Raw genomic sequence first — 24,661 nt, 5'->3', positions numbered from 1 at the left:
ACCGACCATGACAGCACTCGAAAAAAACCAGCCAGCGGAAGAGCCATTCGAAGATGCAAGGCAAACACTGCTTGCAATCGTCGGGCATATGATTCCGGCGAGTACGGAATTCGGTCTGCCCGGCGCCGACGATCCGGCGATCTATGCGGACATTCTCCGTTCGGTCGGCCGAGACAAGCCCCTGCTCTCCAAGGCGCTCGATGCTGTCGACGCCTGGGCCGGCGGTCGCCTCGCGACACTGCCGCGCGACCAGCAGGCCGCCCTGCTCGCCGAATTTCGTTCCGCCGAGCCTGAGCTTGCAGGCGTTCTGGAGGCCGTGACGGCGCGCTGCTACTATCGCGACGACCGGGTAATGGCGGCGATCGGCGTAGAGGGGCGTCCGCCCTTTCCGCTCGGCTATGAAGTGGAGGAAGGCGACTGGTCGCTGCTCGATCCTGTACGGGCGCGCGGACCAATCTATCGCGCAGTCGGCGAAGGAGGGCCGCGATCATGATGAAATCCGTACCTCCGGCGAAAACTGACGTCAGTCGATCCCGCTGGCGGGACCAGTTCGGCGACCTGTTCGAACGCTGGTCCTTTCTGATGCCGAGCATCCTGGTGCTGACCGTGATGCTCGCCTATCCGATCTTCTATACGATCGAGATCAGCTTCGCCTCCTTCGACATAGCAACGTTCGGTGCCGGCGAATGGATCGGCTGGGCAAACTACGAGGAGGTGATCGGCGATTACCGCTTCTGGGATTCACTGCAGGTCACGCTGATCTATCTGGTCATCGCATTGCCGCTGCAGGTCACGCTCGGCTTCGGAATCGCCTTCCTTATCAATGCGGAATGGTGGGGCCGCAGTGCGCTGCGCGCCCTGTTCATCATTCCGATGGTCGTGGCGCCGGTGGTTGCCGGTGGCATGTGGCGCATGATCCTTGATCCGCTCTGGGGCATCATGAACTATTGGATGGGACTTGCCGGTATCGGCTCGCTCGATTGGTTCGGCGATCCGAAGCTCGCCATGGCTGCGATCATCATCATCGACACGTGGCGCTGGACCCCGTTCATCGTGCTGATCGCCACTGCCGCCCTGCTGGCACTGCCCAAGGACGTGTTCGAGGCAGCGAAGATCGACGGCGCCAACTGGTGGTCGACATTGTGGTCGGTTGCGGTGCCCCTGCTGGTGCCGATCATCGCGGCGACCTTCGTCATCCGCTGGCTGGGCGCGGTGAAGATGTTCGACATCGTGCTCGCCGCCACCTATGGCGGCCCCGGCAAGGCTACCAACATCATCAATCTCTTCATCTACGAGGAAGCGTTCCGGTCTCTGCGCTTTGCCGAATCCGCCGCCATGGCCGTGATCGTGCTGGTCCTGACCATGGTGCTGACCGGCATCTTCCTGCGCGGCAGCCGCAAATTGGAGGAATTGTTTTGAGCGCCAGGGCCCCGACCGTCTCCTACGATGCCCGCAACACGTTGGGCCACAGGCTCCGCATCCTCGCCGGTATCTTCGTCAGTATCGTCTTCCTGTTTCCGATATACTGGATGGTGCTGACCTCGTTCAAGCAGCAGGTCGACATCTTCACCAATCCGCCGACCTTCTTCTTCGAGCCGACGCTCGCCACTTACATAGAATACATGCGGCGCGCCGACATCGTCAGGCGCATCGTCAACACGATCATCGTCGCCGCCGGCTCGGGCCTGTTGTCCATCGTGGTCGGCACCATGGCCGGCTATGCGCTGGCGCGTATCCGGCTCAGGGGTGCCGGGACGATAGGCCTCATCATCCTCCTGTCGCGCGGCGTGCCGCCCATTGCGCTCGCGGTACCGATGTTTCTGGTCGCGCGTAAACTTGGGCTTACCGACAAGCACATCACGTTGATCCTCGCCTACAGCACCTTCCTCATCCCCTATGTCATGTGGCTGATGCGCGGCTTCTTCCTCGCCCTGCCAAAAGAACTCGAGGAATCGGCCATGATCGACGGATGCTCGCGCTATGGCGCCTTCTTCAAGATCATCCTGCCGATCTCGCTGCCAGGCCTGCTGTCGACCCTCATCTTCAGCATGATCCTCGCCTGGGAAGAACTGCTGTTCGCGCTGGTGCTGACCAACCGCTATGCCTCGACCATTCCAGTCGCCATCGCCGGCATCGCGGGCGACACCGTGAACGGCGCGAACTGGGGGGCGCTCACTGCCGTCGGCACGATCACTGTCGTTCCGGTCGTGATCTTTGCGCTGCTTGTTCAGAAATGGCTTATCAAAGGCTTGGCGGATGGCGCGACGAAGGGATAGATCGCGGTAAGCCTGTGCAACCGCAACTGGATGGATTTCATGCAACAACCGAAGACCTTCACCACCAAGACCGAGCTGGCCCGGCAGCATATCCAGTCCATGGTCCTCTCCGGCAAGGTAGGCCCAGGCGACCGCATCACCACGCGCGAAGTCTCCGACGCGCTCGGCATCAGCGAGACCCCCATCCGGGAGGCCATCCGCAGCCTTGCCTCCGAAGGCTGGCTTGCGGTGCAGAATCATATCGGCGCCGTGGTCCAGGGGCTCAAGGTCGAGCAGATCCGCGAGATCAGCGCGCTGCGCGGCCTGGTTTGCGGTCTGGCCGTGGAACTCGGCGCGGCGAGTTTCGACGAGGAACGGTTGCGCAGGATCGATGAGAATCTCGAGGCGTCGGCCGGGGCGCTCGATGCGGACGATTTCGCACTGTTCGCCGAGAAGAACTACGAATTCCACCAATTGCTCTGCGACAACCCGGAATCGCCATGGTGCAAGCGGCTGCTCGAAAACATGCATGGGCTGATGTCGGCCCAGCGCCATGGCATTCCCCCGCAGCCGGCACGCCTGAGGGAAGCACTGAAGGAGCATACGAAAATCCGCGATCACTTGCGCGGCGGCGACTATGCAGCCGCGGCGGCAATGGTCAATCAACACGAGAAGAACACCGGTGACTTCCTGATCCGGATGATCGAGGAAATGCCGAACGGGGGCCGCAGCCGCCAGACCTGACGGGGGCAGGCACCGCCCCTTTGCGGTGAACAAAGCAAACTATGCCCGGGGAAAGGGCAGGAAATGGGAGGAGTTCCGAATGGGTACGGTGCAAATACGCGAGGTCCGCAAGTCCTATGGCGCGGTCCAGGTTCTGCACGGGATCTCGATCGACATCGAGGACGGCGAATTCGTTGCGCTCGTGGGCCCGTCTGGTTGCGGCAAATCTACCCTGCTCCGGATGATCGCCGGTCTCGAAAGCATCAGCGGTGGCGACATCGCTATCGGTAACCGTGTGGTCAACAACGTAGCGCCGAAAGACCGGGATATCGCCATGGTATTCCAGAACTATGCCCTTTATCCGCACAAGAACGTACGGGACAACATGGGCTTCGCTCTACAGCAGCGCCGCGTACCAAAGCCTGAGATCGCAAAGCGCGTCAACGAGGCAGCTCGGATCCTCGGACTCGAGCATCTGCTGGACCGCAAGCCGCGCCAGCTTTCGGGCGGGCAACGCCAGCGCGTCGCCATGGGCCGCGCGATCGTGCGCGATCCCAACGTTTTCCTGTTCGACGAGCCGCTGTCGAACCTGGATGCCAAGCTGCGCGTGCAGATGCGCTCGGAGATCAAGGAACTGCACCAGCGGCTGAAGACGACGACGATCTACGTCACCCACGACCAGATCGAAGCGATGACGCTCGCCGACCGGGTCGTCGTGATGAACGGCGGCGTCGTGGAACAGGAAGGTCCACCGCTCGAACTCTACGACAGGCCGGCGAGCCTGTTCGTTGCTGCCTTCATCGGCTCGCCGCCGATGAATTTCCTGCAAGGCCAGATCATCGAAGGAAACGGATTGCGGCTTGAAGACAACACCGTGCTCGGTCTTCCGGCGGCCGATCCGAAGCAACGCAGGCAGGTCACCATCGGCGTCAGGCCGGAGCATTTCGTCATCGCCGAAACCGGCTGGCCCGCCACGGTTTCCATCGTCGAGCCGACCGGGTCGGAAACTCAGATCACCGCCCGCCTTGCCGGCCAGCTCATTCGCATACTCGTTCGCGGGCGAACGTCGGCCATGCCCGGCGATGAGATCCGTCTCGCCGTGACACCGGGCGACATCCATTTCTTCGACGCTGCTCCGATACCAGAGCTGGCATCGGCCGAAGACGCCTGACGGCCGAAAGGAGAAGGACATGCGGAAATTGCGGGAATTCTACATCGGCGGCCGCTGGGTGCCGGCTCTGTCGAAGGCCGGACATACGCTGATCGACGCCACCACCGAGCAGCCCTTTGACACTGTGGCGCTTGGCGGGCGCAACGACGTTGACGCCGCGGTCATGGCCGCGAAGCTCGCCTTTCCGGCCTGGGCGGCAAGCGAGCCGGGCGAGCGCATGGCGCTGATCCGACGGATCCGGGAGATATATTCGGAGCGCGTCGAGGATATGGCGCGCGCGATTTCGCAGGAGATGGCCGCGCCGATCGAGCTCGCACGCACGCGACAGGCACCGGCTGCACTTCGCCATATGACCAATTTCCTGGCAGTCATGGAGCATTTCGAATTCGTTCGGCAACTCGGACCCCATGCGCCCGACGACCGTATCCTGATGGAACCGATCGGCGTCGTCGGCATGATCACACCCTGGAACTGGCCGATGAGTCAGGTGGCGTTGAAGGTCGTGCCGGCACTGCTCGCCGGTTGCACCATGGTGCTGAAGCCATCGGAACTTGCCCCGCTTTCCTCCGTCCTGCTCGCCGAGATCATTCATGAGGCGGGCGCCCCGGCCGGCGTCTTCAATCTGATCCAGGGTGATGGCCTGACGGCGGGAGCGCGGTTGGTCGAACATCCCGATGTCGCCATGATCAGCTTCACCGGCTCGACGCGTGCCGGTGCCAGCATCATGAAAGGCGCGGCCGACACTTTCAAGCGCGTGGCGCTGGAGCTCGGTGGCAAGGGTGCAAACCTCATTTTCGCCGATGCGGAGGAGGATGCGGTCGAGCGCGGTGTTCGGCAATGCTTCATCAACAGCGGGCAAAACTGTAATGCTCCGACGCGCATGCTGGTCGAGCGTTCGATCTACGACGAAGCCGTGGAAAAAGCCCGAACAGCGGCACAGTCGATCGCGGTCGGACCCTCGTCGGCGGAAGGGACCCATATGGGTCCCGTAATCTCGGAATGCCAGTTCGACCGGGTGCAGTCGCTGATCGAGACCGGTATCCGCGAAGGCGCGCGCCTCGTCGCCGGCGGTATCGGACGGCCCGCCGGCTTCAATCGGGGCTTCTTTGTACAGCCGACCGTGTTCGCCGACGTTTCCAACGATATGATGATCGCGCGTGAAGAGATTTTCGGCCCAGTGCTCTCGATCCTTCCCTTCTCGGACGAGGAAGATGCCGTGGCCATCGCCAACGACACGCCCTACGGTCTCACGAATTACGTGCAGAGCAGCGACGGCGCCCGGCGCAACCGGCTGGCGCGGCGCCTCCAATCCGGCATGGTGGAGATGAACGGCCAGCCGCGCGGCGCCGGTTCACCTTTCGGTGGCGTCCGCCACTCGGGCGGCGCGCGCGAAGGCGGCGTCTGGGGGCTCGAGGAATACATGGTCGTCAAATCGGTGTCCGGCTGGGCATCCTGACCGCGTCGGGTCGCAAGCTCTTCCGCTCGGATAGAATGGATCAGTGCTGTCAGCGATGGTACCCATGTTCCAGATCACCGCTATTTCGGGAATAGAGATCGACGACCAGCGCGCATCACGCGTTGGTCTGGAAACCGGCCGCCGCAATGACGGCGAAGTGGAAATTCTCCCGGGCCTCGATCATGCGGCCGACATTGTGACGACCGGCGGCGCTCTTTTTCGGAGAAGACGCTTGTCCGGGTAGCGGGAAAAGCACGATGAACTTTTCCGCCTGGTCAATCGGCAACCCGGTTCCCGCCATCCTGCCGACCGTCGGCAGCCGCTCAAAAATTGCCAAGAGACGGCTTTGGTCGCCCTTCGACGACCAAACAAAGAAAAAGCCCGGAAATCCGAGCTTTTTGGGCTGCCTATGGACAGCAACATACGGAATCTTGGTGCCCAGAAGAGGACTCGAACCTCCACGCCTCGCGGCACAGGTACCTGAAACCTGCGCGTCTACCAATTCCGCCATCTGGGCGACGGAGAGCCATGTAAGGGGGTGGCACCTGCCTGTCAACTGGCTTTTTGAAGTTTCCATGTCAGCCGTGGAAAAACCTTTGACGGTTGATCGCTGACGGTCTCAAACCTCGCCGCTCTCTTTCGCCGCACGGTCCACATGGCCGAGATCCCGCTCGGGGTCGATCACATCGCGCACCCGCTGCTTCAATTCCTTCGGTCCGGGAAAACCGCCGTCGCGCTTGCGTTCCCAGATGAGTTCACCATTCAGGCGAATCTCGAAATTGCCGCCGGTGCCGGGGATGAGCGCGACTTCGCCAAGCTGGTCGGCAAAGGTCTGCAGGAGTTCCTGGGCCATCCAGCCAGCCCGCAGCAGCCAATTGCACTGCGTGCAGTAGAGAATGGTAATGCGCGCTTTTTCCATCGGTTTCGCCTTTCCGCCGTTTCAAATCGGCCTCACGATAATGTCACCTTAAATAGTCATGTTTTTGAACGTGCGCATCTCGACAGGAGCAGCTTCCACGTCAATTTGTGACCACGACGCATTGTTCTCTCTGCCACAAGGAGGTCTTCATATGGCTCTTCAAGCCACCACTCGCTCCCGCCTCATCATTCCGGCACTTGCCCCTGTCTATACCTCCGCCCACGAGACCGTCGAGACGATCCTGCGCGTGGTTGCAGGCCTGCTGCTCGTCACGCATGGTTTCGGCAAGATCACCAATCCCTTCGGTACTATCGGCATGGTCGAAGGCCTGGGCTTCTATCCGGGCATCTTCTGGTCACCGCTGCTGGCAGCCACCGAATTCTTCGGCGGCATTCTCGTCACCATCGGCCTTTTCACCCGTCCTGCATCATTCGCGGCCATGATCGTGCTGCTGGTCACCGTTTATTTCCATGGCATCGTGCAGAATCAGGGTTTGATGGGGGCGGAAAAATCCATTCTCTGGGCGGCCATCTTCCTGTTCTTCGCATTTCGCGGCGGCAACAGCCACTCGGTCGACGCCCGTCTTAGCCGCACATTCTGATCTTTCGGGAAAGCTGGGCAGTCCGCTGCTCAGGTCTTCCCTTCGAGCGCCAGCCGGACGACGGTGCCGAGGTCGGCTTCGCCATGGCCGAGTGCGGCGGCCTCCTTGAAGCTCGCATGCGCGGCCTTGATAGCCGGCGTGGCGACACCGAGCCGGCCCGCGAGCCCAAAGACAACGCCCATGTCCTTGAGGACGCCGGAGACGGGAAAGCCCACATTATCGGTCTCGCCGAGGATGACGGGAAGCCGCGAGCGCATCGCCGGGCTCGCAGCCGGGCTGCCGGAGAGGATTTCGATCATCTTGTCGCGCGAAAGCCCCGCCTTGCCGCCAAGCTGGACAGCTTCCTTCATGATCTGCCAGAGCCCCATCAGCATCATGTTGTTGACGAGCTTCGCCGATGCGCCGTCTCCCAGCTTTCCGACGTGATGGATACGATTTGAGAGAACTCCGGCGACCGGCAGGAAGCGCTGGAAATCCTGCTCGGCACCGCCGACGTAAAAACCGACCGTGCCCGCGAGCAGCATTTCCGGTCCGCCGGAAATCGGCGCATCGAGAAGCGATGCCCCTTTCTCCTTTATCCTGACTTCATGGACGCGCAGCGTCTCGGGACTGACCGTGCTCGTGTCGACGATCAGTTTTCCTGCAAGCTCGATGGCAGCGAGTTCGTCGAGCACGGCATGCACGGCGGGATCGTCGAGCAGGGCAAGAACAATGATGTCGGAAGCAGCCGAGAGCGACAGCAGGTCGCTTGCCGCGGCGATCCCGAGTGCCGAGGCCTTTTCCGGCGAAAGACCGCTGCGGGTCCAGCCCGTCACGGAAAAACCCTGCTTTGCAAGGCGTTCCGCCATGGCACCACCCATGCGGCCGAGTCCAACCACGCCGATACGCTCTGTTGTCATATGCACATTCCCACTCTTCCACATCATTTAAGTTAAACAGAACGGGCCGCTCCCGTCTCCCCAATTTTGCATTGCGAAGCGGCGGCTCGACATTTCATGATAGGCTTATCGCACTGCAGGGAGCCAGGAAGCGACATGAGCGAGATATTCGAAGGGGGCTGTTTCTGCGGCAGGATCCGCTACCGCATGCACGGGCGTCCGATGTTCATCCATTGCTGCCACTGTACGGATTGCCAGCGCCAGACCGGTGGAGCTTTCGCCATGAACGCGCTGATCGAGGCAGAGCACATCGAAATCGTCGATGGCGAGCCTGTGCCGGTCGCCATGAAGACCGACAGCGGCCATCCGCACGACATTTACCGCTGTCCCGATTGCCAGATAGCGCTCTGGAGCGACTATGGCCGGCGCAGGTGGATGCTTTTCATCCGCGTATCGACCCTCGACAGACGGACGGAATTCACACCCGATGTCCATATCTTCACCCGCTCGAAAGTGCCCTGGGTCGGATTGCCGGACGATGCCAAGGTCTTCAAGGAATATTACAGCACCAGGGCGCTGTGGCCGCCGGAAAGCCTGGCTCGACGCGAGGCGGCCCGGATCAAGGCCGGTGCGGAACGGTGAAGCAAAAAGCGGGGACGGCAAGGTATGGCGAACGAGCGGGAAAAAATGGCGGCGGGAGACTGGTATTCCTGTCTGGATCCGGTACTCGACGCCCTGCGCAACAACGCGCGGATCGCCTGCCACGCCCACAATACAATGCCGCCTGACCAGCGCGGCACGATAGCGCCGGCCCTGCGGGCTCTTTTCGGCGCGGTTCACGAAACCGTCTTTCTGGAAGCGCCGTTCCATTGCGCCTACGGGTTCAATGTCTTTCTCGATAAGGGCGTTTATCTGAATGCTGGTTGTACGGTCCTCGATACCGCACCGGTCAGGATCGGCGCTCGCACGATGCTCGGCCCTTCCGTACAGCTCTATTGTGCTGACCACCATCGTGATCCAACCCTTCGCGTCCAGGGGCTCGAGATCGCCCGTCCGATCACCTTGGGCTCCGATGTGTGGATCGGCGGCGGCGCGATAATTCTCGGTGGCGTGACGATCGGTGATGGCGCCATTGTCGGCGCGGGCGCGGTCGTCACGCGCGACGTTGCGGCTGGCATCACCGTTGCCGGCAATCCGGCTCGCGCCATCAAGCCGCGCGGCTGATTCCCTTTCTGGTGCACATAAAGATTGGATTCAGCATTTCTTGGTAATTTTCCATTAGCAATTCCTCTCAGGGATTATCGACGGCATTGGGGACGCCGTCTTGGTTGTTTTGCGTACGGGTTTCCAAATGCGTCGTCTGTCGGCTGTACCAGTTCTCTTCTTTGCCTGTTTCGCTCTGGCAGGTTGCGCCTCCAATTCCGGTCCGGAGGACATCGTGGCCGGTGTTGCACCAAGGGAAACGACTGGCTCGATCACCCAGCCGGTAGCGCCCGTTCCATCCGTCAGCGTCGGCAAGACTTCGCGGATCAGTGCCCCACAGGTTCAGCACGAGCCGCAGACGGAAACGCTCGCCTGGTCCGGCTCGATGCCGGCGCCGCAGGCCTTCGTGCAGGAGACGACGGTCGGCATGCCTGTCCCGTCCGAAAGGCCGGTCGCCATGCTGGTGCCCGACAGGTCGGTGGTCGAAGCTCCGCTACAGCGGCGCATGCAGATCTATAGCCGTCGCTTTCGCGACGCCAAGCCGATCAATTTTGGCCGCGTCTCGCCTAAGGACTATGCAGTCCACGGCGTCGATGTCTCTCGCTGGCAGGGTGAGATCGACTGGGGAAAACTCAGGACTCAGGGCGCCAACTTCGCCTATATCAAAGCGACCGACGGAGGCGACCATCTCGATCCGATGTTCAAGACCAATTGGCGGCGAGCCAAAGAGGCAGGTCTGAAGCGCGGCGCCTACCACTTCTTCTACTGGTGCCGTACCGCCGGCGAACAGGCTGACTGGTTCATCCGCAACGTCCCTCGGGATCCCGATGCGCTGCCGCCGGTCATCGACGTGGAATGGAACCACGAATCCAGCTGCAGGCAGCGCCTGTCGCCCAAGCGGGTGCTGGAAAAGATGCAGGTCTTCATGGACAAGCTCGAACGGCATTACGGCCAGCGCCCGATCATCTACACCGCGCCGGACTTCTACAAGGACAACCTGAGGGGCGAATTCCTCGATTATCCTTTCTGGCTACGCGCTGTCGCGCAGCACCCCTCGAAGGTCTATCCGGGCCGCAAATGGCTCTTCTGGCAATATTCCGGCTCCGGCCTGTCGCATGGCGTCGATGGCAAGATCGACCTCAACGTCTTCCACGGCAGCGTGGAACAATGGCACAACTGGATCTCGCCGCGGACGACCCTGGCGCGAAACTAGCCAGGCAAGCGGGACCTGCCGAAACCGGCCCCGCCTGGTCCCTCGGGCTACATCAAAGCCGCGCTTCGAGGATGAGGTTGAACGGTGTCGCCATGGCCCGCCGGAAGTGCGTAAAGCCGGCCTTGTAGAATACCTCCCTCAGCCGCGCCTCACCGGCCTGCGCGCCCAGCACAATGTGGCCGCCATCCGAGATAGCATGCGCGCAGCAGATCGTCGTCGACGCCGCGTAATACAGGCGGGCGACCGGCGAGATATTGTCCTCCACGCGGTCATTGGCGAAAGGTTCCACCAACATGACGGTACCGCCCGGAGCAAGCGTGCGCGCGGCGTGCTTTGCCGCGGCGAGCGGATCGCCCATGTCGTGCAGGCAATCGAAAAAGCAGATCAGGTCGTACCCCTTGCCGGAATAGTTCTCCGCACGCGCCTTTTCGAATGTGACCCGGTCTGCGACGCCGGCCTCCAAAGCGATCTTTCGGGCCTCGGCGACTGACTCCGGATGCGTATCGAAGCCGTGGAAGTGCGATGCCGGGAAGGCTTCCGCCATCAGCACCGTGGAATGGCCGTAGCCACAGCCTATATCCGCCACCAGGGCCCCGCTCTTCAACTTGTCGATTACACCATCGAGCGACGGCAGCCATTCGGGGACAAGGCTCGCCTTGTAGGCGTTGCGGTAAAATGACGCCACGCCGCAATAGAGACGACCGTCGTGGTCGCCCCAGGGGATGCCCGAGCCTGTGCGGAATGCTTCGAGCGCCTTGTCCTCGTCCGCCCACATCGAGGCCGGCACCGCCCAGGCGCCGGCGATGAAGACCGGGCTCTCGTCGTTTGCGAGCACCAGCGCCTGTTCCGGCGTCAGTTCGAAGCTGTCGCTGATCGCGTGATAGGCAATATAGCCGCCGGCGACCTGGGAATTCAGCCACTCGCGCACGTAACGCTCGGCGCAACCGGTACGGGCCGCCAGTTCGCGCGAATTCAGCGGTCCGGCGCCTGCCATGGCCTTGTAGAGGCCCAGGCGGTGGCCGATGCTGATCATGACGCCGCCATAGCCAGCTGACAGATCGCCGATGGCGCGCGAGACGATCGCGTCCAGCTTGGCCGGATCGACCGAATTGGTTGTAAGATAATCCATGTTGCTATCTCCTGTTCGTTCATCGGTTGTGATGATGATCGGAAGATCGCAGATGAAATCCGTGGTCGACAGAGCGGGAAAGTCCAAGATCGGGCCGTTTGCGCCACATCGCAGCTCGGTACAGGCAATAAATGTCGGAGGGAGGGATATGCCGAATGAGGCAGATCGGACACGCTTGAAGCCGCGGCATGTAAGCCTTGTGGCCATTCCCGATGCCGTAGTCTCGACACTGAGCGGCGTCTTCGATGTCATGAACGCATTCTCGGTCCTGCCGCCAGGACTTACAGAGGCACAACCGTTTGAAGTTCAGATCGTCGGGTTGGAAGCAGGCGCATTGATACTTGCAAGTCAAGTGCCAATCACCGTGCAACGGAGCATCGACAGTCTCGATGCCACCGATATCATCATCGTTCCGTCGATCCTGCTTGGTCCCGATGGTTGGCGGAAAGGTCGATATCCGGAGCTGGTCGAATGGGTTCGCAGAATGCATGACCGCGGCGCTCTTCTCTGTTCGGCCTGTTCCGGCATATTTCTGCTTGCCGAGACCGGGCTCTTCGATGGCGCAGAGGCGACCGTTCATTTCGGTTATGCCAGCGCCTTTTCAGCCGCCTTTCCGCATGTGTCGATCCATCCGGAGCGTGTGCTCGTCGTTTCCGGACGGAGAGAGGAACTGATCAGCTCGGGCGCCTCCATGACCTGGCACGACCTCGTGCTCTACCTCATCAGCCGCCATATGGGAGCTGCGCCAGCGCAGACCATAGCGCGTTTTTTTGCGCTTCAATGGCATCAGGACGGGCTCGCGCCCTACATCGTCTTCGAAGGGCGCAATGACCACGGGGACACCGCAATCCAGGTGGCACAGGATTGGGTCGCGACCCACTTCTCCGTAGCCAATCCGCTCGAAGAGATGACCCGGCGGGCCGGTCTCACCGAGCGCACCTTCAAACGGCGCTTCACCCGCGCTACCGGTGTCAGCCCGATGGCCTATGTGCAGCGCCTCAGGATCGAGGATGCCAAGCGCCGCCTGGAGACCACCGACATATCGGTCGATGAGATAAGCTGGCAAGTCGGCTATGAGGAGCCCGCTTTCTTTCGCCGATTGTTCAAGCGCATCACGGGCCTGGCACCCGGTGTCTATCGCCGTCGATTCCGTATTCCGGACTACGCACGGTCTGCGTCGAAGGACTGATCGTTCACTCGCCGCTCCCGGAAAAGTGAATTTCTTGGAACAAATCCTACTCGTCGGCATTGTCTCGAGCGTAGGAGGAAGCAATCATGACTTTTGATCCTAATGACAGACAGCCCGATTACCGTTCCGAGCCGGCCCGAGGCCGGAGCTCCTCGTGGATGGCTTGGGTCGCCGTGATCGCCGTCATCCTTGTCGGCGCCTTTGTATGGTCCCAGATGGGCGGCTCGCCCACCGATACGCAGACTACGTCTTCGACAACACCGCCGGCAGCAACGGAGCCCTCGCCGGCACCGGCACCTGTTACGCCGGGTGCTCCGCCGGCAGACAATGCAACTCCGGCGACCCCGCCAGCAGGTGGTGGTGCGGGTGGCACCGGCTCTCAGCCGTAAGCCGTTTATGCATCAACCAACGGCCGTCCGCCTCTCACGGCGGGCGGCCTCTTGAGGTCAGACGTTCGGAATAGCGTCATCGGACGTCGTGGGCATGAGGCTTGCCTGGGGCCAACGCTCCAGAGCCTGTCGCCCGAATTCGGTCAGCGCATAGACGCCTTTCTCCACCCGTTGGAACCAGCCGTAGTAATTGGCAAGCAGGATCGCACCCGCGTTCGGCGCCGCCACCTTCATGTCCCGGGGACGAAGTGGCCCCTGGACAAGTGCCGCCGCGCAGACGAGCGCCTGCTGGCGATAGGCGGTCATGACCGGTACCTTCGTGCTGCCGCCGATCGCCGGATCACCCCGCCGCCTGCGATGTTCCTTGACGAGACGCGTCCGCCGCTTCGGATTGGTGCGTGGCATGGGTGAGACCGAACTGACGATGACGCTCACCTCGCCTGCATCCGATACGCCGAGCATACCAATGCCGAGGCGGCGGCAGAGATCGCGATACCGCTTGTCGGCCTCGCGACCACGCCCGCTTGCCGAAACCCGCGCAGCAATCCACACCTCATCGGATGTTGCCGCTCGGTCGACCGCCTGAAGAATGAGCTCCAGATTGAAGCGGAGCTTCAGCTCACAAACCACCACGACCGGCGGATCGGTTTCGCTCAAGCCCACCAGATCGCAGCCGCCCACCTCGCCCTTCACTTCGTAGCCGAAGCTTTCCAGAAAGGTTTTGACGGGCGAGTAGAGCGAGGTTTCCATGCTGCGCGGCCAAAGGGAATCAGTCGCAGGAAGCTAGCACGAATGCGATCTATTTGACCGGTTCATCATCGATCGTCAGCCTGGCGCTATGGTTGAGCAGAAAAGCGAGATTTTTCGCCGCTTCCGGCGTCATCCCGCCACTCAGCCGGATCGCCGGACCGTTCATCGGGCCTCCGATAAAAGGAGACATCAGCAGCGTTCCGTCGGCACGAATGTGGATCTGCCTACCCACCCTGCTTTCCGTGAAAGCCGCAGCAGCTTCGACGCTTTCATCCGTCAGGAGAACATCGACCGCACCGCCTGGCGGCACATCGTCCCGGCTCACTTCCGCCCTCGCGACCTTGAGTTCGAGCATCTCGGCCGAGGCGGTCGTGTGGCCCATGAGAGAAATTGCAAGGCCGGTCACGAGCTTTGCCAACATGGAACTTCTCCTACACGCTGCGACATCTCGAGGATTTAGGGCAACCGAGGCGAACGTCATCCTCTCCGGCCGCGAAGTAGCGTGCGGGCCGAGGTCTGCGGTTCCGCCAGATGGTCGGCCTCCAGCGACGAGAACATCCACTCGATGAAAACGCGCACGATCGGTGTGGAGCGCATCGCAGGACGGCAGGCGACATAGAAGGAATCGTTTGCCGCCACGCTCAGGTCGAAGGGAACGACAAGCTCTCCCCGCGCGATCAGGTTGCTGGCTGTGATCGTATCCCCGAGTGCAATCCCCTGCCCGTGCAGGGCGGCTTCCGTCGAAAAACGCGCATCGCCCATGTAATATTGCTGACGGCGAGGCAGGTCTACGGCATCCGCTGCCGCCAACCAGGTATTCCATTCCCGCCCGTCCGCGTCGCCATGCAGCAGGATGTGATCCTCCAGGTCACGCATTGAGCGTAGCGGGCGATTATTCAACAAAGTCGGGCTTGCGACGGGGAAAAGCCGCAGATTGCTCCACAGCCGTGTCCAGACATCAGGCCAGTTGCCATCGCCGTAGAGAATGCAGACGTCGACATCGGGCGAATGCAGTCTGACGGGATCGTTGGATGCGGTGAGCTTCAGCCTGACGCCCGGAAACTGCTCGGTGAAGGAATTGAGGCGCGGCACGATCCAGAAGGAAAGAAGCGCCGGCACGCAGGTGATTGAGAGTTCGCCGGTGGTGGCCGGCCGCTTCATCTGAGCGGTCGCAGCAGCAATCTCACCGAAGGCCTGGGTAACGGCCGGCAGCAGCAGCGCCCCCTCCGAGGTGAGTTTAAGGCGCTTTGCGCCGCGTTCGAAGAGCGGCACATTGAGCGATACCTCCAGCGCCTTGATCTGGTGGCTGACCGCACCATGGGTGACGTTGAGCTCACGCGCGGCAGCCGAAACCGAGCCTCGACGGGCCGTCGCCTCGAAGGCGCGGAGCGGATTGAGGGGCGGCAGGCGGCTCGTCATGCTGAACCTTATTGTTAGTTTTTCTCACATCAACCGCTAGAACAATCTCAATTGCTTTTCCACCCCGTCTCGGCGGATAATGATGAAAACAAGGGCGGCCGCCCAAAAGGAACAAAATTTAGGCTGCGCTCAAACAGTACAGGATAGACGAGGCAATCATGGCATTCGACGGCAAGAAGCTCGAGGAGTTGCGGGCGAAATATCTCGACAGCCAGGGCGGCGAGATATTCGATCCGAAATTTCGCAAGGTGGGCGAAAAGATCTTCAACAAGGCGGGCACCCGCGTAGCCCCCTATGCCGGCATTCCGACCCTTCTTGACGCGCCTTACCTACCCGTTGATGCGGAAAACCCGGATTTCGGCGATCTTCAGGTGGCAATGATCGGCATGCCGATGGACTTGGGCGTTACCAACCGGCCGGGTTCGCGCTTCGGGCCGCGGGCGCTGCGTGCCATCGAGCGCGTCGGCCCCTACAACCACGTCCTGGAATGCGCACCGACCCATGAGCTTCGGGTTGCGGATATCGGCGACGTACCTTTCCGCAGCCGCTATCGGCTGGAGATGAGCCATGACGACATCGAGAAGCGGATCAATCAGATCGTCGATGCCGGACTGCTCCCCCTGTCCGTCGGCGGAGACCATTCGATCACCCATCCGATCCTGAAAGCGGTTGGCAAAAAGGCCCCCGTCGGCCTGATCCATATCGATGCCCATTGCGACACGAGCGGCTTCTTCGACGAGACGAAGTTCCACCATGGCGGCCCGTTCCGCAACGCGGTGCTGGACGGCGTGCTCGACCCGACCCGCACGATCCAGATCGGTATCCGCGGTGCCGCCGAATATCTCTGGGAGTTCTCCTACGAGTCCGGCATGACCGTGATCCATGCCGAGGAAGTGACCAACCTCGGCATTCCGGCGATCATCGAGAAGGCGAGAAAGATCGTCGGCGACGGCCCGACCTATCTCTCTTTCGACATTGACAGCCTCGACCCGAGCTTTGCGCCCGGCACCGGCACGCCGGAGATCGGCGGGCTTACGACCCGTGAAGTGCTGGAACTGATCCGTGGATTGAAGGGCGTTAATATCGTCGGCGGCGACGTGGTCGAGGTGGCGCCGCAATATGACGCGACCAATAACACCGCGCATGCAGGTGCCCAGATGCTATTCGAAATCCTGAGCCTGATGGTCTTCAGCCCTTCCGTGAAGGGCCGGGCTTGACGTAAATTAGATAACAAGAGTGGGAACCCGCCCATGCGGCACCGGACCGGTGGGCACACAAAGGAGAGACATCATGTCTGATATCTTCAATGCCAGGATCGGCCGTCGCACCGTGCTCGGCGCCGGTGTCGCCGGCGCTTCGATGCTTGCCATGCCGGCCGTACTGCGCGCCCAGGACAAGAGCCTGAAGGTCGGCGTCTACGGCGGCTACTTCAAGGATTCATTCGACAAGAATATTTTCCCGGATTTCACAAAGGCGACCGGCATTGCGGTCGAATCGATCGCCGAACCGACAGGTGAGGCGTGGCTCGTACAGCTCGAGCAGGCCGCCAAGGCGGGTGCAGCGCCAGCCGACGTTTCGATGATGTCGCAGGTCGCGATGCTGAAGGGTCAGTCGACGGAACTCTGGGCGCCGCTCGATCTTTCCAAGCTTCCGAACGCTGCAAACCTGATCGAACGCTTCGTCAACAAATATCCGGACGGCCGCGTTGCCGGCATCGGCGCAGTCTCCTGGTACATCACGCTCGTCTCCAACACGGACGTGTTCAAGGACGCACCTACCTCCTGGAGCGCGCTTTGGGAGAAGGACAAGGAAGACAAGCTTGGCCTGCTCGCGCTCGTCTCCAACTCCTTCCTGCTTGAAGTGACGGCGAAAACCTTCATGGGCGGCACGAGCGCGCTCGACACGGACGAAGGCATCATCAAGGCGCTCGAAAAGCTTGCCGAGCTAAAGCCGAACGTCCGGCTGTGGTATCGCGACGAGGCGCAGTTCGAACAGGCGCTGAAATCCGGCGAAATCCCGATGGGCCAGTATTATCACGACGTCACCGGCCTTGCGGTCGCCGACGGTTTCCATGTCCGCTCCACCTTCCCGAAGGAAGGCGGCATCCAGGATAGTGGGTGCTGGGCGCTGTCGCGCGCTTCGCAGAAGACGGAAGAGGCGCATGTCTTCATCGATTACATGTGCCAGCCGGCAATCCAGGCGACGCTTTCCCGCAAAGTCGGCACCTCACCGACTGTCCAGCGCGGCCTCACCGATCTCACCGACCAGGAATTCGCCGCCGTGTCTTCCGATATCGAACCGATCGTCCCGCGCTATGATCTCTACCAGACCAAGTCCGATTTCCTGAACCAGAAGTGGACAGAGATGATTGCAGGGTAAGGCTGTTTGCCCCTCATCCTAACCCTCTTCCCGCTTGCGGGAGAAGGTGGCGGCAGCCGGGATGAGGGGCATAATTAGCCCTGAGTGCTCGCGGTAGAAGCAGCGGAGACCAAATGTCCGGATTGAACCTTCAGCATGTGACGAAGCGGTTCGGCACGTTTACCGCCGTCAGCGACGTCAGCCTCTCCGTGCCGGACGGCACCTTCGTTTGCCTGCTCGGCCCCTCTGGCTGCGGCAAGACCACGCTGATGCGCATGATTGCCGGTCTCGATCTGCCGACCGAAGGCACGATCCAGCTCGGCGGTGCCGATATCACCACCACGCCGACCCACAAGCGCGAACTCGGCATGGTCTTTCAGTCGCTGGCGCTTTTTCCCCACCTCACCGTCGGCGAGAATATCGCCTATTCGCTCCGTATCCGCGGCATCGCGAAGGACACGCAAAAGAAGCGGGTCGAGGAACTCCTGGCGATGATCCATCTGCCGGGTTTCGCCGACCGTTCCGTCAATAAGCTCTCCGGCGGCCAACGACAGCGCGTTGCGATCGCACGCGCCTTGGCCATCTCGCCGAAACTTTTCCTGCTTGATGAGCCGCTTTCGGCGCTCGACGCGAAGCTCCGCGAGGCGATGCAGGTGGAGTTGCGCCAATTGCAGCAGCGGCTCGGCATCACCACCATCGTCGTCACCCATGATCAGCGCGAGGCGATGACCATGGCCGATACGGTCGTGGTGATGAACAAGGGCGAGATTCGCCAGGCCGCCGCTCCCGTCGATATCTACCGCCGTCCGGCCGACAGTTTTGTCGCCGACTTCATCGGCCAGACCAACCTTATCCCCGTCGAGGCCGACAGTGCCGGTCGCGCTAGGGTGCTGGGGCAGGCCGTCGAAGGATTGACGCTACCCGCCGGAACTGCAAAGGGCGTGCTCTCGGTGCGGCCGGAAGACGTGCAGCTCACCACCCCTGGGAATGGCACGATTTCCGGCGCCGTGACCTTTGTCCGCGATCTCGGCGGTGCCATCGAGACCTTCGTGGAAGCAGGCGGCCAGCAGATCATCGCCGTTTCCTCGCCGCGCAGCCGGCCGGAGGTTTCGGTCGGACAGCAGGTCGGCATCCGGCTCGATCCGACGACCAGCGTGGTGCTTGCGAAATGAGACGCGAACCACCGCAGCGCCCTGCCGATTACGGACCGCTTCTCTTCCCGGCGGGCATGCTGACCGTGTTCTTCGTGGTACCCTTCGCCACGATGATTGCCGTCTCCTTCTTCCAGCGGCAACAGGGCGGCTTTTATACGCCGGCCTTCGTCTTCGACAATTACGCCCGGTTCCTGAGCCTGTTCTTCGGCAAGGTGCTCGGCTTCTCGCTGTTTTTAGCGATCGCAGTGGCGGTTGCCTGCGTGGTGGTCGGCATTCCCTTCACCTATCTCCTTTCCCGCTCCAAGCGGAACGTCCAGATCGTCTGGCTGGTAGTGCTCCTCTCCATCCTGTCGCTCTCGGAAGTGATGATCGGCTTCGCCTGGTCGACGCTGTTTTCCCGCACCGCCGGCATCACCAATTTGCTTGTCTGGCTGGGACTGATGGAACAGGCGCAGGCGCTGACGCCAAGCTTTACCGCCGTCATGACCGCCATGGCATACCAGGCCTTTCCCTATACGATCCTTGTGCTTTATCCGGCACTGGTGCGGCTCGACCCGACGCTGACGGAAGCAGCGCGCACGCTCGGCGCCTCGCCCGTCAAGGCATTTTTCACAGTCGTCGTGCCGGCGCTGCGGAATACCATCCTCGCGACGCTGATCATGGTCTTCATCTTCGCGCTCGGCTCCTATCTGCTGCCGCAGCTTCTCGGAAGGCCCCAGCACTGGACACTCTCGGTGCTGATCACCGACCAGGCGATCTACCAGTCGAACATGCCCTTCGCCGCCGCCATGGCCGTATTTCTCGTGCTGGTGTCGCTGGCGCTGGTAGGCCTCGCTTTTTATGCGGGCCGGCAGAAGGAGGCCAAATGACCGCGCTTCGCCGCCTGTTCTTCTTCATCGTCGGCCTGTTCCTCGCCCTGCCGCTGATCGTCGTCGCCGGCGTCTCGGTCAACCAGCGCCAGTCGCTGACCTTTCCGCCGCAGGGCTTTTCGCTCGCCTGGTACGGTCAGATCTTCACCAATCCGGAATGGCGGAACGCGCTGATCGCCTCGCTGACGCTGGCCGCCCTTTCGGCCCTGCTGGCGCTTTTGATCGCGCTGCCGCTCGCCTGGTTCCTGTGGCGGCGCATTGCCCCCTGGGCGAATATTTTCCAGCTTCTCGGCATCGCGCCCTTTACCCTGCCGCCGGTGATCACCGCGCTCGGGATGCTTACCTTCTGGGCGACGACCGGCTTTTACGGCCAGCCCTGGACGGCGGTCATCAGCCACGGCATCTTCTTCGTCACGCTGCCGCTGGTGACATTGTCGCTCGGCTTTTCGGCGATCGACCGCTCGCTGGTGGAAGCGGCCGCCACGATGGGTGCCGATGACAAAATGGTGTTCCGCACTGTCGTGCTGCCGCTGATCCTGCCTTATCTCGTCTCGGGTTATGCCTTCGCCTTCGTCCTGTCGCTCAACGAATACATCGTTGCCTACATGACGGTAGGCTTCACGATGGAAACCTTGCCGATCAAGATCTTCAACGCGCTGCGCTACGGCTATACCCCGACCATGGCCTCGGTGACGGTGCTGTTCCTGGTTGTCGCTGCGGTCGTCTTCGGCCTGGTGGCGCGGTTCGGCGACCTGCCGAAGCTGCTTGGCGCGATGTCGGAAGACAAATAGGGACGAGCCGATGAAAATTGCCGGTTATCAGATGCAGCCGGTCGTCGGCGATGTCGACGCCAATCTGGCGAAGATCAGGGCCGCGGCGGAAAGGGCTGCGGCTCAGGGCGCCGCATTGCTGATCGCACCAGAACTGGCGCTGACCGGTTATGGCGCCGCAGACCGGTTTCCCGATCTCGCCACGCCCGCCCATGGCCTCGTCACGGACCAGCTATCGGAAATCGCTGCAAGGCACCGCATCGCCATCGTTGCCGGCTTTGCCGAAGAGACCCATGAAGCCACCTTCAACAGCGCCTTCTTCACGGACGGCATTGGCCAGACCGCGGTCTACCGCAAGTGCAATCTCTATGGTCCCTATGAGCGGCAATGGTTCGCTCAAGAGGATCGGCGTCAGGTATTCGTCACCCTCGGCGGCGTCAGACTCGGCTTCCTGATCTGCTATGACGTCGAGTTCCCGGAGAATGTCCGCCAGTTGGCAAAGGGCGGGGCCGATCTCGTCGTGGTACCGACGGCGCTGCCGAAGGGCTGGTCCGGTGATTTCATTGCCAACCACATGATCCCGGTCCGTGCTTTCGAGAACCAGGTTTTTGTCGCCTATATCAACCACTCAGGCTCTGACGAATTGTTCGCCTATGCGGGCCTCTCGCGCATTGTCGCGCCGGACGGCAAGCTGCTGGCCGAAGCACCCGCCGAAGGCGAGGCACTGATCATCGCAGACATCAATCCAGCGGCTTACACCCAGTCAAGGGCGGAAAACACCTACCTCGCCGATCTCACTTGATCCTCGACCGATCGGTACAGACACGTCGCAAGTCAATTCGGCCTTCGCCAAACTCCCATTTCTTTGATAATGTTGTATAGCGTTCTACGTGACAGCATTTGGGGGAGTCCATGACACGTATTTTCCGAGCGCCGGCTTTCTACATCCAGGGCCCCGGCAGTCTCGGTTTGCTCGGCGAAAAGGCGGCGACGCTCGGCCGTTCGGTCGTCGCCATCTGCGATGCCGCCGTGTTTCCCCACATTGAAGCCGAACTCGCCAAGACGCTCACCCGGCAGGATATCGCGCCGACGATCATCCTCTTCGATGCGGACGTCACCCATGGAGAGATGGACCGGTTGGCCGAAGAGGTACGCCGCAAAGGCGGCGAAGTGGTGGTCGGCATTGGCGGAGGCCGCACACTCGACGTCTCCAAGGGCGTCGCCCGCCGCACTGGTCTGCCTTTCGTCAGTGTGCCGACGGTCGCCTCTACCGATGCGCCCGCAACGCGCGGCATCGTCATCTATGACGACAACCATGCGATGATCGCCGTCGAGCAGATGGACGACAATCCGGCTTTCGTGATCGTCGATACGGCAATCATTGCCAAGGCCCCTGCCCGGCTCCTGCGCGGCGGCATCGGCGATGCGCTCACCGCCAAATTCGAGGCGGAAGGCGCCTGGAAGGGGACCGGGCTTTCCAAGCACGGCACAAGACCCCTCAAAACCGGCGTGATGCTCGGCGATCTCTGTTATCGCATGCTGCTCGAACATGGGCCGGGGGCCATGCACGTCGCCGGCACCGGCGAAGTGACGCCGGACCTGGAAGCGGTGATCGAAGCCATCCTCTGGCTGAGTGCCGTCGCCTTCGAGAATACGGGGCTCTCTGTCGCCCATGCGGTCGCGACCGAACTCGGCGCCATCGAGCCGGTGCGCAAGCAGTCGCTGCATGGCGAACATGCGGCCTATGGCACGCTGGTCCAGGCGATCGCCGAGGATCGTTCGGAATGTGAGCTCGAAACGCTGTTTTCCTTCTACGACGAGATCGGCATGCCGCGCAGGCTCGCCGATCTCGGGTTGCCGGCAGTGGATGACGCTGCGATCGAAAGCCTCGCTCGCGCCTGCGCGAAAAGCCCGTTCCTGATCAACCAGGAACATGGACTCGATGCGGATGATCTCGCAGCCGCGTTCCGGGCTGTGGAAAACCACAGTTGAAGCAGGCTCGACCTCATTCGAATATAAGGATAATCATCTGGGAACATGAGGGATTTAGAATGGCATCAGATAAAGGAAAGCCAGCCGAGGAGTGGACCCAGCGCCGCATTCAGTCGATCGAGGTCGGCTTCCAGGTGATCCGCGCCATGGAGGCGGCCAACGGTCCGCTGCCGTTGCGGGACATCGCTGCTGCTGCCGGCATGCCGCCCTCCAAGGCGCATCTCTACCTCGTCAGCTTCGTCAAGGAAGGCGTTGCCTTCCAGGATCCCGTCACCGGCCATTACGGGCTCGGGCGTTTTGCGATCCAGCTCGGCCTGTCGGCCATCCGGCAGCTCGATGTCGTGGAACTCGCCCGCGAAGAACTGGCCACGCTGCAGCGGGCGACCGGCTTTGCGACGTACCTCTCGCTCTGGGGCGATCGCGGTCCGGGCATCGTCTCCAAGGTCGACGGCCAACGGCAGGGGTCGCTCGCCGTGCGTCTTGGCTATGTCCTGCCGCTCCTGACCTCCGCGACCGGCCAGGTCTTCCTCACTTATCTCGATGAGAGCGAGACTGCCGCGGTACGGCAGGACGAGATCGCCGCCGCCAAGCGGGATCATTCTGAAGAGACTGCTTCGCTCGCCCCCCGCGTCACGACGGTGAAGGATATCCAGAAGATCGTCGAGACCGTACGCCGCCAAGGCTATGCGATGACGGTCAACAGCATCAATTCGAGTTTCGCCGCCATCGCTGCGCCGGTCTTCGACTATAGCAGCCGCATCGTCGCGACCATGACCGTTCTTGGGTCCGACAAGCAGCTCTCTGGCCCTCGGAAAAAGCAGACGCTTGAGGCGCTGCTGACGGCAACACACCGGCTTTCCGAACGGCTCGGCGCCTCCAGCCGCAGCGTGAAGGGCAAGGAAAGCGAAACGCCGGTGGCGGCGAAGCCGATAAAGGCGAGGAGCACGGCGGGGCGATAGTTCGTTGTCCTAATAGCCATACCCTTGTTTCCGGAACTGTTGAGAGGAAGCCCCGCCTTCTGTCATTTTCAGTGACATCTCCCTCAGGGGAGAAACCGCATTGGGTCTGCCGTACCGCTTCTTCCTCCAGTCATCGTCATCAATTGACGCCCTCAAAATAATTAGTATACCTTACGATCTATGGTCTGAGGAAACCATAGGGAGGATTCTATGCACGAGATCGATGCAGCCACCGTCGCAAAACGCGAGGAATTCTACGGGCGTCTGAAGCCACATAACATGGCGCCGCTCTGGGAAGTGATGAAGGGCATGCTGCCGCTGGAGCCGAAATCGAGGGCCGAAGCGCATCGCTGGCGCTATGACGATATCCGTCCGCTGATCCTGGAATCCGGCAGCCTGCTGACGGCGGAAGAGGCCGAACGCCGCGTGCTGATCCTCGAAAACCCCGCCTTCCCCGGCCAGTCGCGCGCCACCTCGACGCTTTATGCCGGCATCCAGATCATCATGCCGGGCGAAGTGGCCCCTGCCCACCGTCACACGCCGTCGGCGCTGCGCTTCATGCTGGAAGGCTCCGGCGCCTATACGTCGGTCGGCGGCGAGCGCACCCGCATGGCCTTCGGCGATTTCGTCATTACGCCGGTCTGGGCCTGGCACGACCACGGCAATGACGGCTCCGACCCGGCCGCCTGGCTGGACGGTCTCGACGTCCCGATGATCGCCTTCTTCGAAGCGGTCTTCCGCGAGGACTACAACGACGCCGAACAGGAGATCCTCCGACCGGAAGGCGATTCGCTCTTCCGTTTCGGTTCCGGCATGCTGCCGATCGGAGGTGCCAGCCCCTACGGCCAGACGACGCCGATCTTCAACTATCCCTACGAACGCAGCCGCGAGGCTCTTTACAGGTCTTCGCGCGGCGAGAAGATCGACGCCCATATCGGCACGACGCTGCGCTACGCCAATCCGCTCGACGGCGGCTGGACCATGCCGACCATGTCGGCCTGGCTGAGCCACTTCCCGAAGGGCATGGAGACGGCAAAGATACGCTCCACCGACCATATCGTCATGTGCATCGCCGAAGGCACCGGCTCGATCACGATCGGGGCAAAGACCTTCGATTTCGGCCCGAAGGACGTCATCGTCGTGCCCGGATGGTCGTGGCGCTCGTTCAGGGCGAACGAAGACGTCGTCGTCTTCTGCTTCTCCGATCGCGTCGCGCAGGAGAAGCTCGGCTATTTCCGCGAAGACCGCGCCAAGGTCTGAGCAC

The 24,661-nt window shown here is 61.7% G+C and carries 28 protein-coding genes and 1 tRNA gene; 22 read left to right on the top strand and 7 right to left on the bottom strand.

What is annotated here, in order from left to right:
* Positions 1-7: 7 nt before the first annotated feature.
* From ABK249_RS17095 to ABK249_RS17065, 7 genes are all read left to right on the top strand, one after another.
* The gene (locus ABK249_RS17095) at positions 8-493 is read left to right on the top strand and encodes a hypothetical protein (RefSeq protein WP_037145724.1); all 486 of its coding nucleotides are present in this window, start codon (positions 8-10) and stop codon (positions 491-493) included.
* Positions 490-1,419: a carbohydrate ABC transporter permease gene (locus ABK249_RS17090; RefSeq protein ID WP_348863442.1), complete on the top strand. Its 930-nt coding sequence runs from the start codon at positions 490-492 to the stop codon at positions 1,417-1,419. Before ABK249_RS17095 ends, ABK249_RS17090 begins: the two co-directional genes overlap by 4 nt.
* Positions 1,416-2,276: a carbohydrate ABC transporter permease gene (locus ABK249_RS17085; RefSeq protein WP_348863441.1), complete on the top strand. Its 861-nt coding sequence runs from the start codon at positions 1,416-1,418 to the stop codon at positions 2,274-2,276. Before ABK249_RS17090 ends, ABK249_RS17085 begins: the two co-directional genes overlap by 4 nt.
* Positions 2,277-2,315: 39 nt before the next feature.
* A complete protein-coding gene (locus ABK249_RS17080) occupies positions 2,316-2,999 on the top strand; it encodes a GntR family transcriptional regulator (protein ID WP_037146128.1) in 684 nt (227 codons plus the stop codon).
* A 79-nt stretch (positions 3,000-3,078) separates the two neighbouring features.
* Positions 3,079-4,149 (top strand): ABC transporter ATP-binding protein, encoded by a 1,071-nt coding sequence (locus ABK249_RS17075; protein ID WP_037145723.1) that lies wholly within the window; start codon positions 3,079-3,081, stop codon positions 4,147-4,149.
* Between the two features lie 19 nt (positions 4,150-4,168).
* Positions 4,169-5,605, top strand: coding sequence for an aldehyde dehydrogenase family protein (locus ABK249_RS17070; RefSeq protein WP_348863439.1), 1,437 nt, complete (start codon positions 4,169-4,171; stop codon positions 5,603-5,605).
* Positions 5,606-5,669: 64 nt separating this feature from the next.
* Entirely contained in the window at positions 5,670-5,849 is a 180-nt protein-coding gene (locus tag ABK249_RS17065) for a hypothetical protein (protein WP_348863438.1), read from the top strand.
* 188 nt (positions 5,850-6,037) lie between these two features.
* Here ABK249_RS17065 and ABK249_RS17060 read toward each other — a convergent pair.
* Both ABK249_RS17060 and ABK249_RS17055 read right to left on the bottom strand, forming a co-directional pair.
* Positions 6,038-6,122, bottom strand: a tRNA-Leu gene (locus ABK249_RS17060).
* Between the two features lie 102 nt (positions 6,123-6,224).
* Positions 6,225-6,524, bottom strand: a complete 300-nt coding sequence (locus ABK249_RS17055; protein ID WP_210051747.1) for an Rdx family protein — start codon at positions 6,522-6,524, stop codon at positions 6,225-6,227.
* A 151-nt stretch (positions 6,525-6,675) separates the two neighbouring features.
* Here ABK249_RS17055 and ABK249_RS17050 point away from each other — a divergent pair, with 151 nt between their 5' ends.
* Positions 6,676-7,125, top strand: coding sequence for a DoxX family protein (locus tag ABK249_RS17050; protein ID WP_348863437.1), 450 nt, complete (start codon positions 6,676-6,678; stop codon positions 7,123-7,125).
* 29 nt (positions 7,126-7,154) lie between these two features.
* Here the strand turns inward: ABK249_RS17050 and ABK249_RS17045 are convergent, their stop codons facing one another.
* Positions 7,155-8,024, bottom strand: coding sequence for an NAD(P)-dependent oxidoreductase (locus ABK249_RS17045; protein ID WP_348863436.1), 870 nt, complete (start codon positions 8,022-8,024; stop codon positions 7,155-7,157).
* 135 nt (positions 8,025-8,159) lie between these two features.
* On the opposite strand from ABK249_RS17045, the gene ABK249_RS17040 reads away from it, so the two are divergent.
* The 3 genes from ABK249_RS17040 (at position 8,160) to ABK249_RS17030 (ending at position 10,419) form a co-directional block, all read left to right on the top strand.
* Positions 8,160-8,645, top strand: coding sequence for a GFA family protein (locus tag ABK249_RS17040; protein WP_348863435.1), 486 nt, complete (start codon positions 8,160-8,162; stop codon positions 8,643-8,645).
* 24 nt (positions 8,646-8,669) lie between these two features.
* Entirely contained in the window at positions 8,670-9,227 is a 558-nt protein-coding gene (locus ABK249_RS17035) for a sugar O-acetyltransferase (protein WP_348863434.1), read from the top strand.
* Positions 9,228-9,354: 127 nt separating this feature from the next.
* Positions 9,355-10,419 (top strand): glycoside hydrolase family 25 protein, encoded by a 1,065-nt coding sequence (locus ABK249_RS17030; RefSeq protein WP_227705360.1) that lies wholly within the window; start codon positions 9,355-9,357, stop codon positions 10,417-10,419.
* A gap of 52 nt (positions 10,420-10,471) precedes the next feature.
* Here ABK249_RS17030 and ABK249_RS17025 read toward each other — a convergent pair whose 3' ends face one another.
* On the bottom strand, positions 10,472-11,548 hold the full coding sequence (locus tag ABK249_RS17025; RefSeq protein WP_348863433.1) for a class I SAM-dependent methyltransferase: 1,077 nt from the start codon (positions 11,546-11,548) through the stop codon (positions 10,472-10,474).
* Between the two features lie 148 nt (positions 11,549-11,696).
* Between ABK249_RS17025 and ABK249_RS17020 the strand changes: the two genes are divergently transcribed.
* Together ABK249_RS17020 and ABK249_RS17015 are read left to right on the top strand one after the other, a co-directional pair.
* Complete coding sequence (locus ABK249_RS17020; protein WP_348863432.1) at positions 11,697-12,737, top strand: GlxA family transcriptional regulator; 1,041 nt, start codon at positions 11,697-11,699, stop codon at positions 12,735-12,737.
* 158 nt (positions 12,738-12,895) lie between these two features.
* On the top strand, positions 12,896-13,126 hold the full coding sequence (locus tag ABK249_RS17015) for a hypothetical protein (RefSeq protein WP_227705357.1): 231 nt from the start codon (positions 12,896-12,898) through the stop codon (positions 13,124-13,126).
* 57 nt (positions 13,127-13,183) lie between these two features.
* Here ABK249_RS17015 and ABK249_RS17010 read toward each other — a convergent pair whose 3' ends face one another.
* The 3 genes from ABK249_RS17010 to gcvA are packed head-to-tail and all read right to left on the bottom strand — an operon-like array spanning position 13,184 to position 15,295.
* The gene (locus tag ABK249_RS17010; RefSeq protein WP_348863431.1) at positions 13,184-13,876 is read right to left on the bottom strand and encodes a DUF2161 domain-containing phosphodiesterase; all 693 of its coding nucleotides are present in this window, start codon (positions 13,874-13,876) and stop codon (positions 13,184-13,186) included.
* A gap of 49 nt (positions 13,877-13,925) precedes the next feature.
* Positions 13,926-14,297, bottom strand: a complete 372-nt coding sequence (locus tag ABK249_RS17005; protein ID WP_037145699.1) for a SecDF P1 head subdomain-containing protein — start codon at positions 14,295-14,297, stop codon at positions 13,926-13,928.
* A gap of 56 nt (positions 14,298-14,353) precedes the next feature.
* The gene (gene gcvA / locus ABK249_RS17000; protein ID WP_081952661.1) at positions 14,354-15,295 is read right to left on the bottom strand and encodes a transcriptional regulator GcvA; all 942 of its coding nucleotides are present in this window, start codon (positions 15,293-15,295) and stop codon (positions 14,354-14,356) included.
* Positions 15,296-15,453: 158 nt separating this feature from the next.
* On the opposite strand from gcvA, the gene speB reads away from it, so the two are divergent.
* The 9 genes from speB (at position 15,454) to gtdA (ending at position 24,657) form a co-directional block, all read left to right on the top strand.
* Positions 15,454-16,512 (top strand): agmatinase, encoded by a 1,059-nt coding sequence (gene speB, locus ABK249_RS16995; protein WP_037145697.1) that lies wholly within the window; start codon positions 15,454-15,456, stop codon positions 16,510-16,512.
* Positions 16,513-16,585: 73 nt separating this feature from the next.
* Positions 16,586-17,674 (top strand): ABC transporter substrate-binding protein, encoded by a 1,089-nt coding sequence (locus ABK249_RS16990; RefSeq protein WP_037145695.1) that lies wholly within the window; start codon positions 16,586-16,588, stop codon positions 17,672-17,674.
* A gap of 113 nt (positions 17,675-17,787) precedes the next feature.
* A complete protein-coding gene (locus tag ABK249_RS16985) occupies positions 17,788-18,825 on the top strand; it encodes an ABC transporter ATP-binding protein (protein ID WP_348863430.1) in 1,038 nt (345 codons plus the stop codon).
* A complete protein-coding gene (locus ABK249_RS16980; protein WP_037145692.1) occupies positions 18,822-19,676 on the top strand; it encodes an ABC transporter permease in 855 nt (284 codons plus the stop codon). Before ABK249_RS16985 ends, ABK249_RS16980 begins: the two co-directional genes overlap by 4 nt.
* On the top strand, positions 19,673-20,467 hold the full coding sequence (locus tag ABK249_RS16975) for an ABC transporter permease (RefSeq protein ID WP_037145690.1): 795 nt from the start codon (positions 19,673-19,675) through the stop codon (positions 20,465-20,467). The genes ABK249_RS16980 and ABK249_RS16975 overlap by 4 nt, the downstream gene beginning before the upstream one ends.
* A gap of 10 nt (positions 20,468-20,477) precedes the next feature.
* Positions 20,478-21,248: a carbon-nitrogen hydrolase family protein gene (locus tag ABK249_RS16970; protein ID WP_348863429.1), complete on the top strand. Its 771-nt coding sequence runs from the start codon at positions 20,478-20,480 to the stop codon at positions 21,246-21,248.
* A 110-nt stretch (positions 21,249-21,358) separates the two neighbouring features.
* Positions 21,359-22,438, top strand: coding sequence for an iron-containing alcohol dehydrogenase (locus ABK249_RS16965; RefSeq protein ID WP_348863428.1), 1,080 nt, complete (start codon positions 21,359-21,361; stop codon positions 22,436-22,438).
* Positions 22,439-22,497: 59 nt separating this feature from the next.
* Positions 22,498-23,397, top strand: coding sequence for an IclR family transcriptional regulator (locus ABK249_RS16960; protein WP_348863427.1), 900 nt, complete (start codon positions 22,498-22,500; stop codon positions 23,395-23,397).
* Positions 23,398-23,607: 210 nt separating this feature from the next.
* Positions 23,608-24,657 (top strand): gentisate 1,2-dioxygenase, encoded by a 1,050-nt coding sequence (gene gtdA, locus ABK249_RS16955; RefSeq protein ID WP_348863426.1) that lies wholly within the window; start codon positions 23,608-23,610, stop codon positions 24,655-24,657.
* The last annotated feature ends 4 nt before the right edge of the window (positions 24,658-24,661 follow it).

The organism is Neorhizobium phenanthreniclasticum, from assembly GCF_040066075.1.
In the GTDB taxonomy this organism is placed as follows: domain Bacteria; phylum Pseudomonadota; class Alphaproteobacteria; order Rhizobiales; family Rhizobiaceae; genus Neorhizobium; species Neorhizobium petrolearium.
This window is presented reverse-complemented; position numbering and strand designations above follow the sequence as displayed.

Bases quoted from the DNA above. Each gene is read 5' to 3' on its own strand.
- ABK249_RS17095 (WP_037145724.1), top strand. From the start codon at position 8: ATGACAGCACTCGAAAAAAACCAGCCAGCGGAAGAGCCATTCGAAGAT.
- ABK249_RS17090 (WP_348863442.1), top strand. From the start codon at position 490: ATGATGAAATCCGTACCTCCGGCGAAAACTGACGTCAGTCGATCCCGC.
- ABK249_RS17080 (WP_037146128.1), top strand. From the start codon at position 2,316: ATGCAACAACCGAAGACCTTCACCACCAAGACCGAGCTGGCCCGGCAG.
- ABK249_RS17075 (WP_037145723.1), top strand. From the start codon at position 3,079: ATGGGTACGGTGCAAATACGCGAGGTCCGCAAGTCCTATGGCGCGGTC.
- ABK249_RS17070 (WP_348863439.1), top strand. From the start codon at position 4,169: ATGCGGAAATTGCGGGAATTCTACATCGGCGGCCGCTGGGTGCCGGCT.
- ABK249_RS17065 (WP_348863438.1), top strand. From the start codon at position 5,670: ATGTTCCAGATCACCGCTATTTCGGGAATAGAGATCGACGACCAGCGC.
- ABK249_RS17055 (WP_210051747.1), bottom strand. From the start codon at position 6,524: ATGGAAAAAGCGCGCATTACCATTCTCTACTGCACGCAGTGCAATTGG.
- ABK249_RS17050 (WP_348863437.1), top strand. From the start codon at position 6,676: ATGGCTCTTCAAGCCACCACTCGCTCCCGCCTCATCATTCCGGCACTT.
- ABK249_RS17045 (WP_348863436.1), bottom strand. From the start codon at position 8,024: ATGACAACAGAGCGTATCGGCGTGGTTGGACTCGGCCGCATGGGTGGT.
- ABK249_RS17040 (WP_348863435.1), top strand. From the start codon at position 8,160: ATGAGCGAGATATTCGAAGGGGGCTGTTTCTGCGGCAGGATCCGCTAC.
- ABK249_RS17035 (WP_348863434.1), top strand. From the start codon at position 8,670: ATGGCGAACGAGCGGGAAAAAATGGCGGCGGGAGACTGGTATTCCTGT.
- ABK249_RS17030 (WP_227705360.1), top strand. From the start codon at position 9,355: ATGCGTCGTCTGTCGGCTGTACCAGTTCTCTTCTTTGCCTGTTTCGCT.
- ABK249_RS17025 (WP_348863433.1), bottom strand. From the start codon at position 11,548: ATGGATTATCTTACAACCAATTCGGTCGATCCGGCCAAGCTGGACGCG.
- ABK249_RS17020 (WP_348863432.1), top strand. From the start codon at position 11,697: ATGCCGAATGAGGCAGATCGGACACGCTTGAAGCCGCGGCATGTAAGC.
- ABK249_RS17015 (WP_227705357.1), top strand. From the start codon at position 12,896: ATGGCTTGGGTCGCCGTGATCGCCGTCATCCTTGTCGGCGCCTTTGTA.
- ABK249_RS17010 (WP_348863431.1), bottom strand. From the start codon at position 13,876: ATGGAAACCTCGCTCTACTCGCCCGTCAAAACCTTTCTGGAAAGCTTC.
- ABK249_RS17005 (WP_037145699.1), bottom strand. From the start codon at position 14,297: ATGTTGGCAAAGCTCGTGACCGGCCTTGCAATTTCTCTCATGGGCCAC.
- gcvA (WP_081952661.1), bottom strand. From the start codon at position 15,295: ATGACGAGCCGCCTGCCGCCCCTCAATCCGCTCCGCGCCTTCGAGGCG.
- speB (WP_037145697.1), top strand. From the start codon at position 15,454: ATGGCATTCGACGGCAAGAAGCTCGAGGAGTTGCGGGCGAAATATCTC.
- ABK249_RS16990 (WP_037145695.1), top strand. From the start codon at position 16,586: ATGTCTGATATCTTCAATGCCAGGATCGGCCGTCGCACCGTGCTCGGC.
- ABK249_RS16985 (WP_348863430.1), top strand. From the start codon at position 17,788: ATGTCCGGATTGAACCTTCAGCATGTGACGAAGCGGTTCGGCACGTTT.
- ABK249_RS16980 (WP_037145692.1), top strand. From the start codon at position 18,822: ATGAGACGCGAACCACCGCAGCGCCCTGCCGATTACGGACCGCTTCTC.
- ABK249_RS16975 (WP_037145690.1), top strand. From the start codon at position 19,673: ATGACCGCGCTTCGCCGCCTGTTCTTCTTCATCGTCGGCCTGTTCCTC.
- ABK249_RS16970 (WP_348863429.1), top strand. From the start codon at position 20,478: ATGAAAATTGCCGGTTATCAGATGCAGCCGGTCGTCGGCGATGTCGAC.
- ABK249_RS16965 (WP_348863428.1), top strand. From the start codon at position 21,359: ATGACACGTATTTTCCGAGCGCCGGCTTTCTACATCCAGGGCCCCGGC.
- ABK249_RS16960 (WP_348863427.1), top strand. From the start codon at position 22,498: ATGGCATCAGATAAAGGAAAGCCAGCCGAGGAGTGGACCCAGCGCCGC.
- gtdA (WP_348863426.1), top strand. From the start codon at position 23,608: ATGCACGAGATCGATGCAGCCACCGTCGCAAAACGCGAGGAATTCTAC.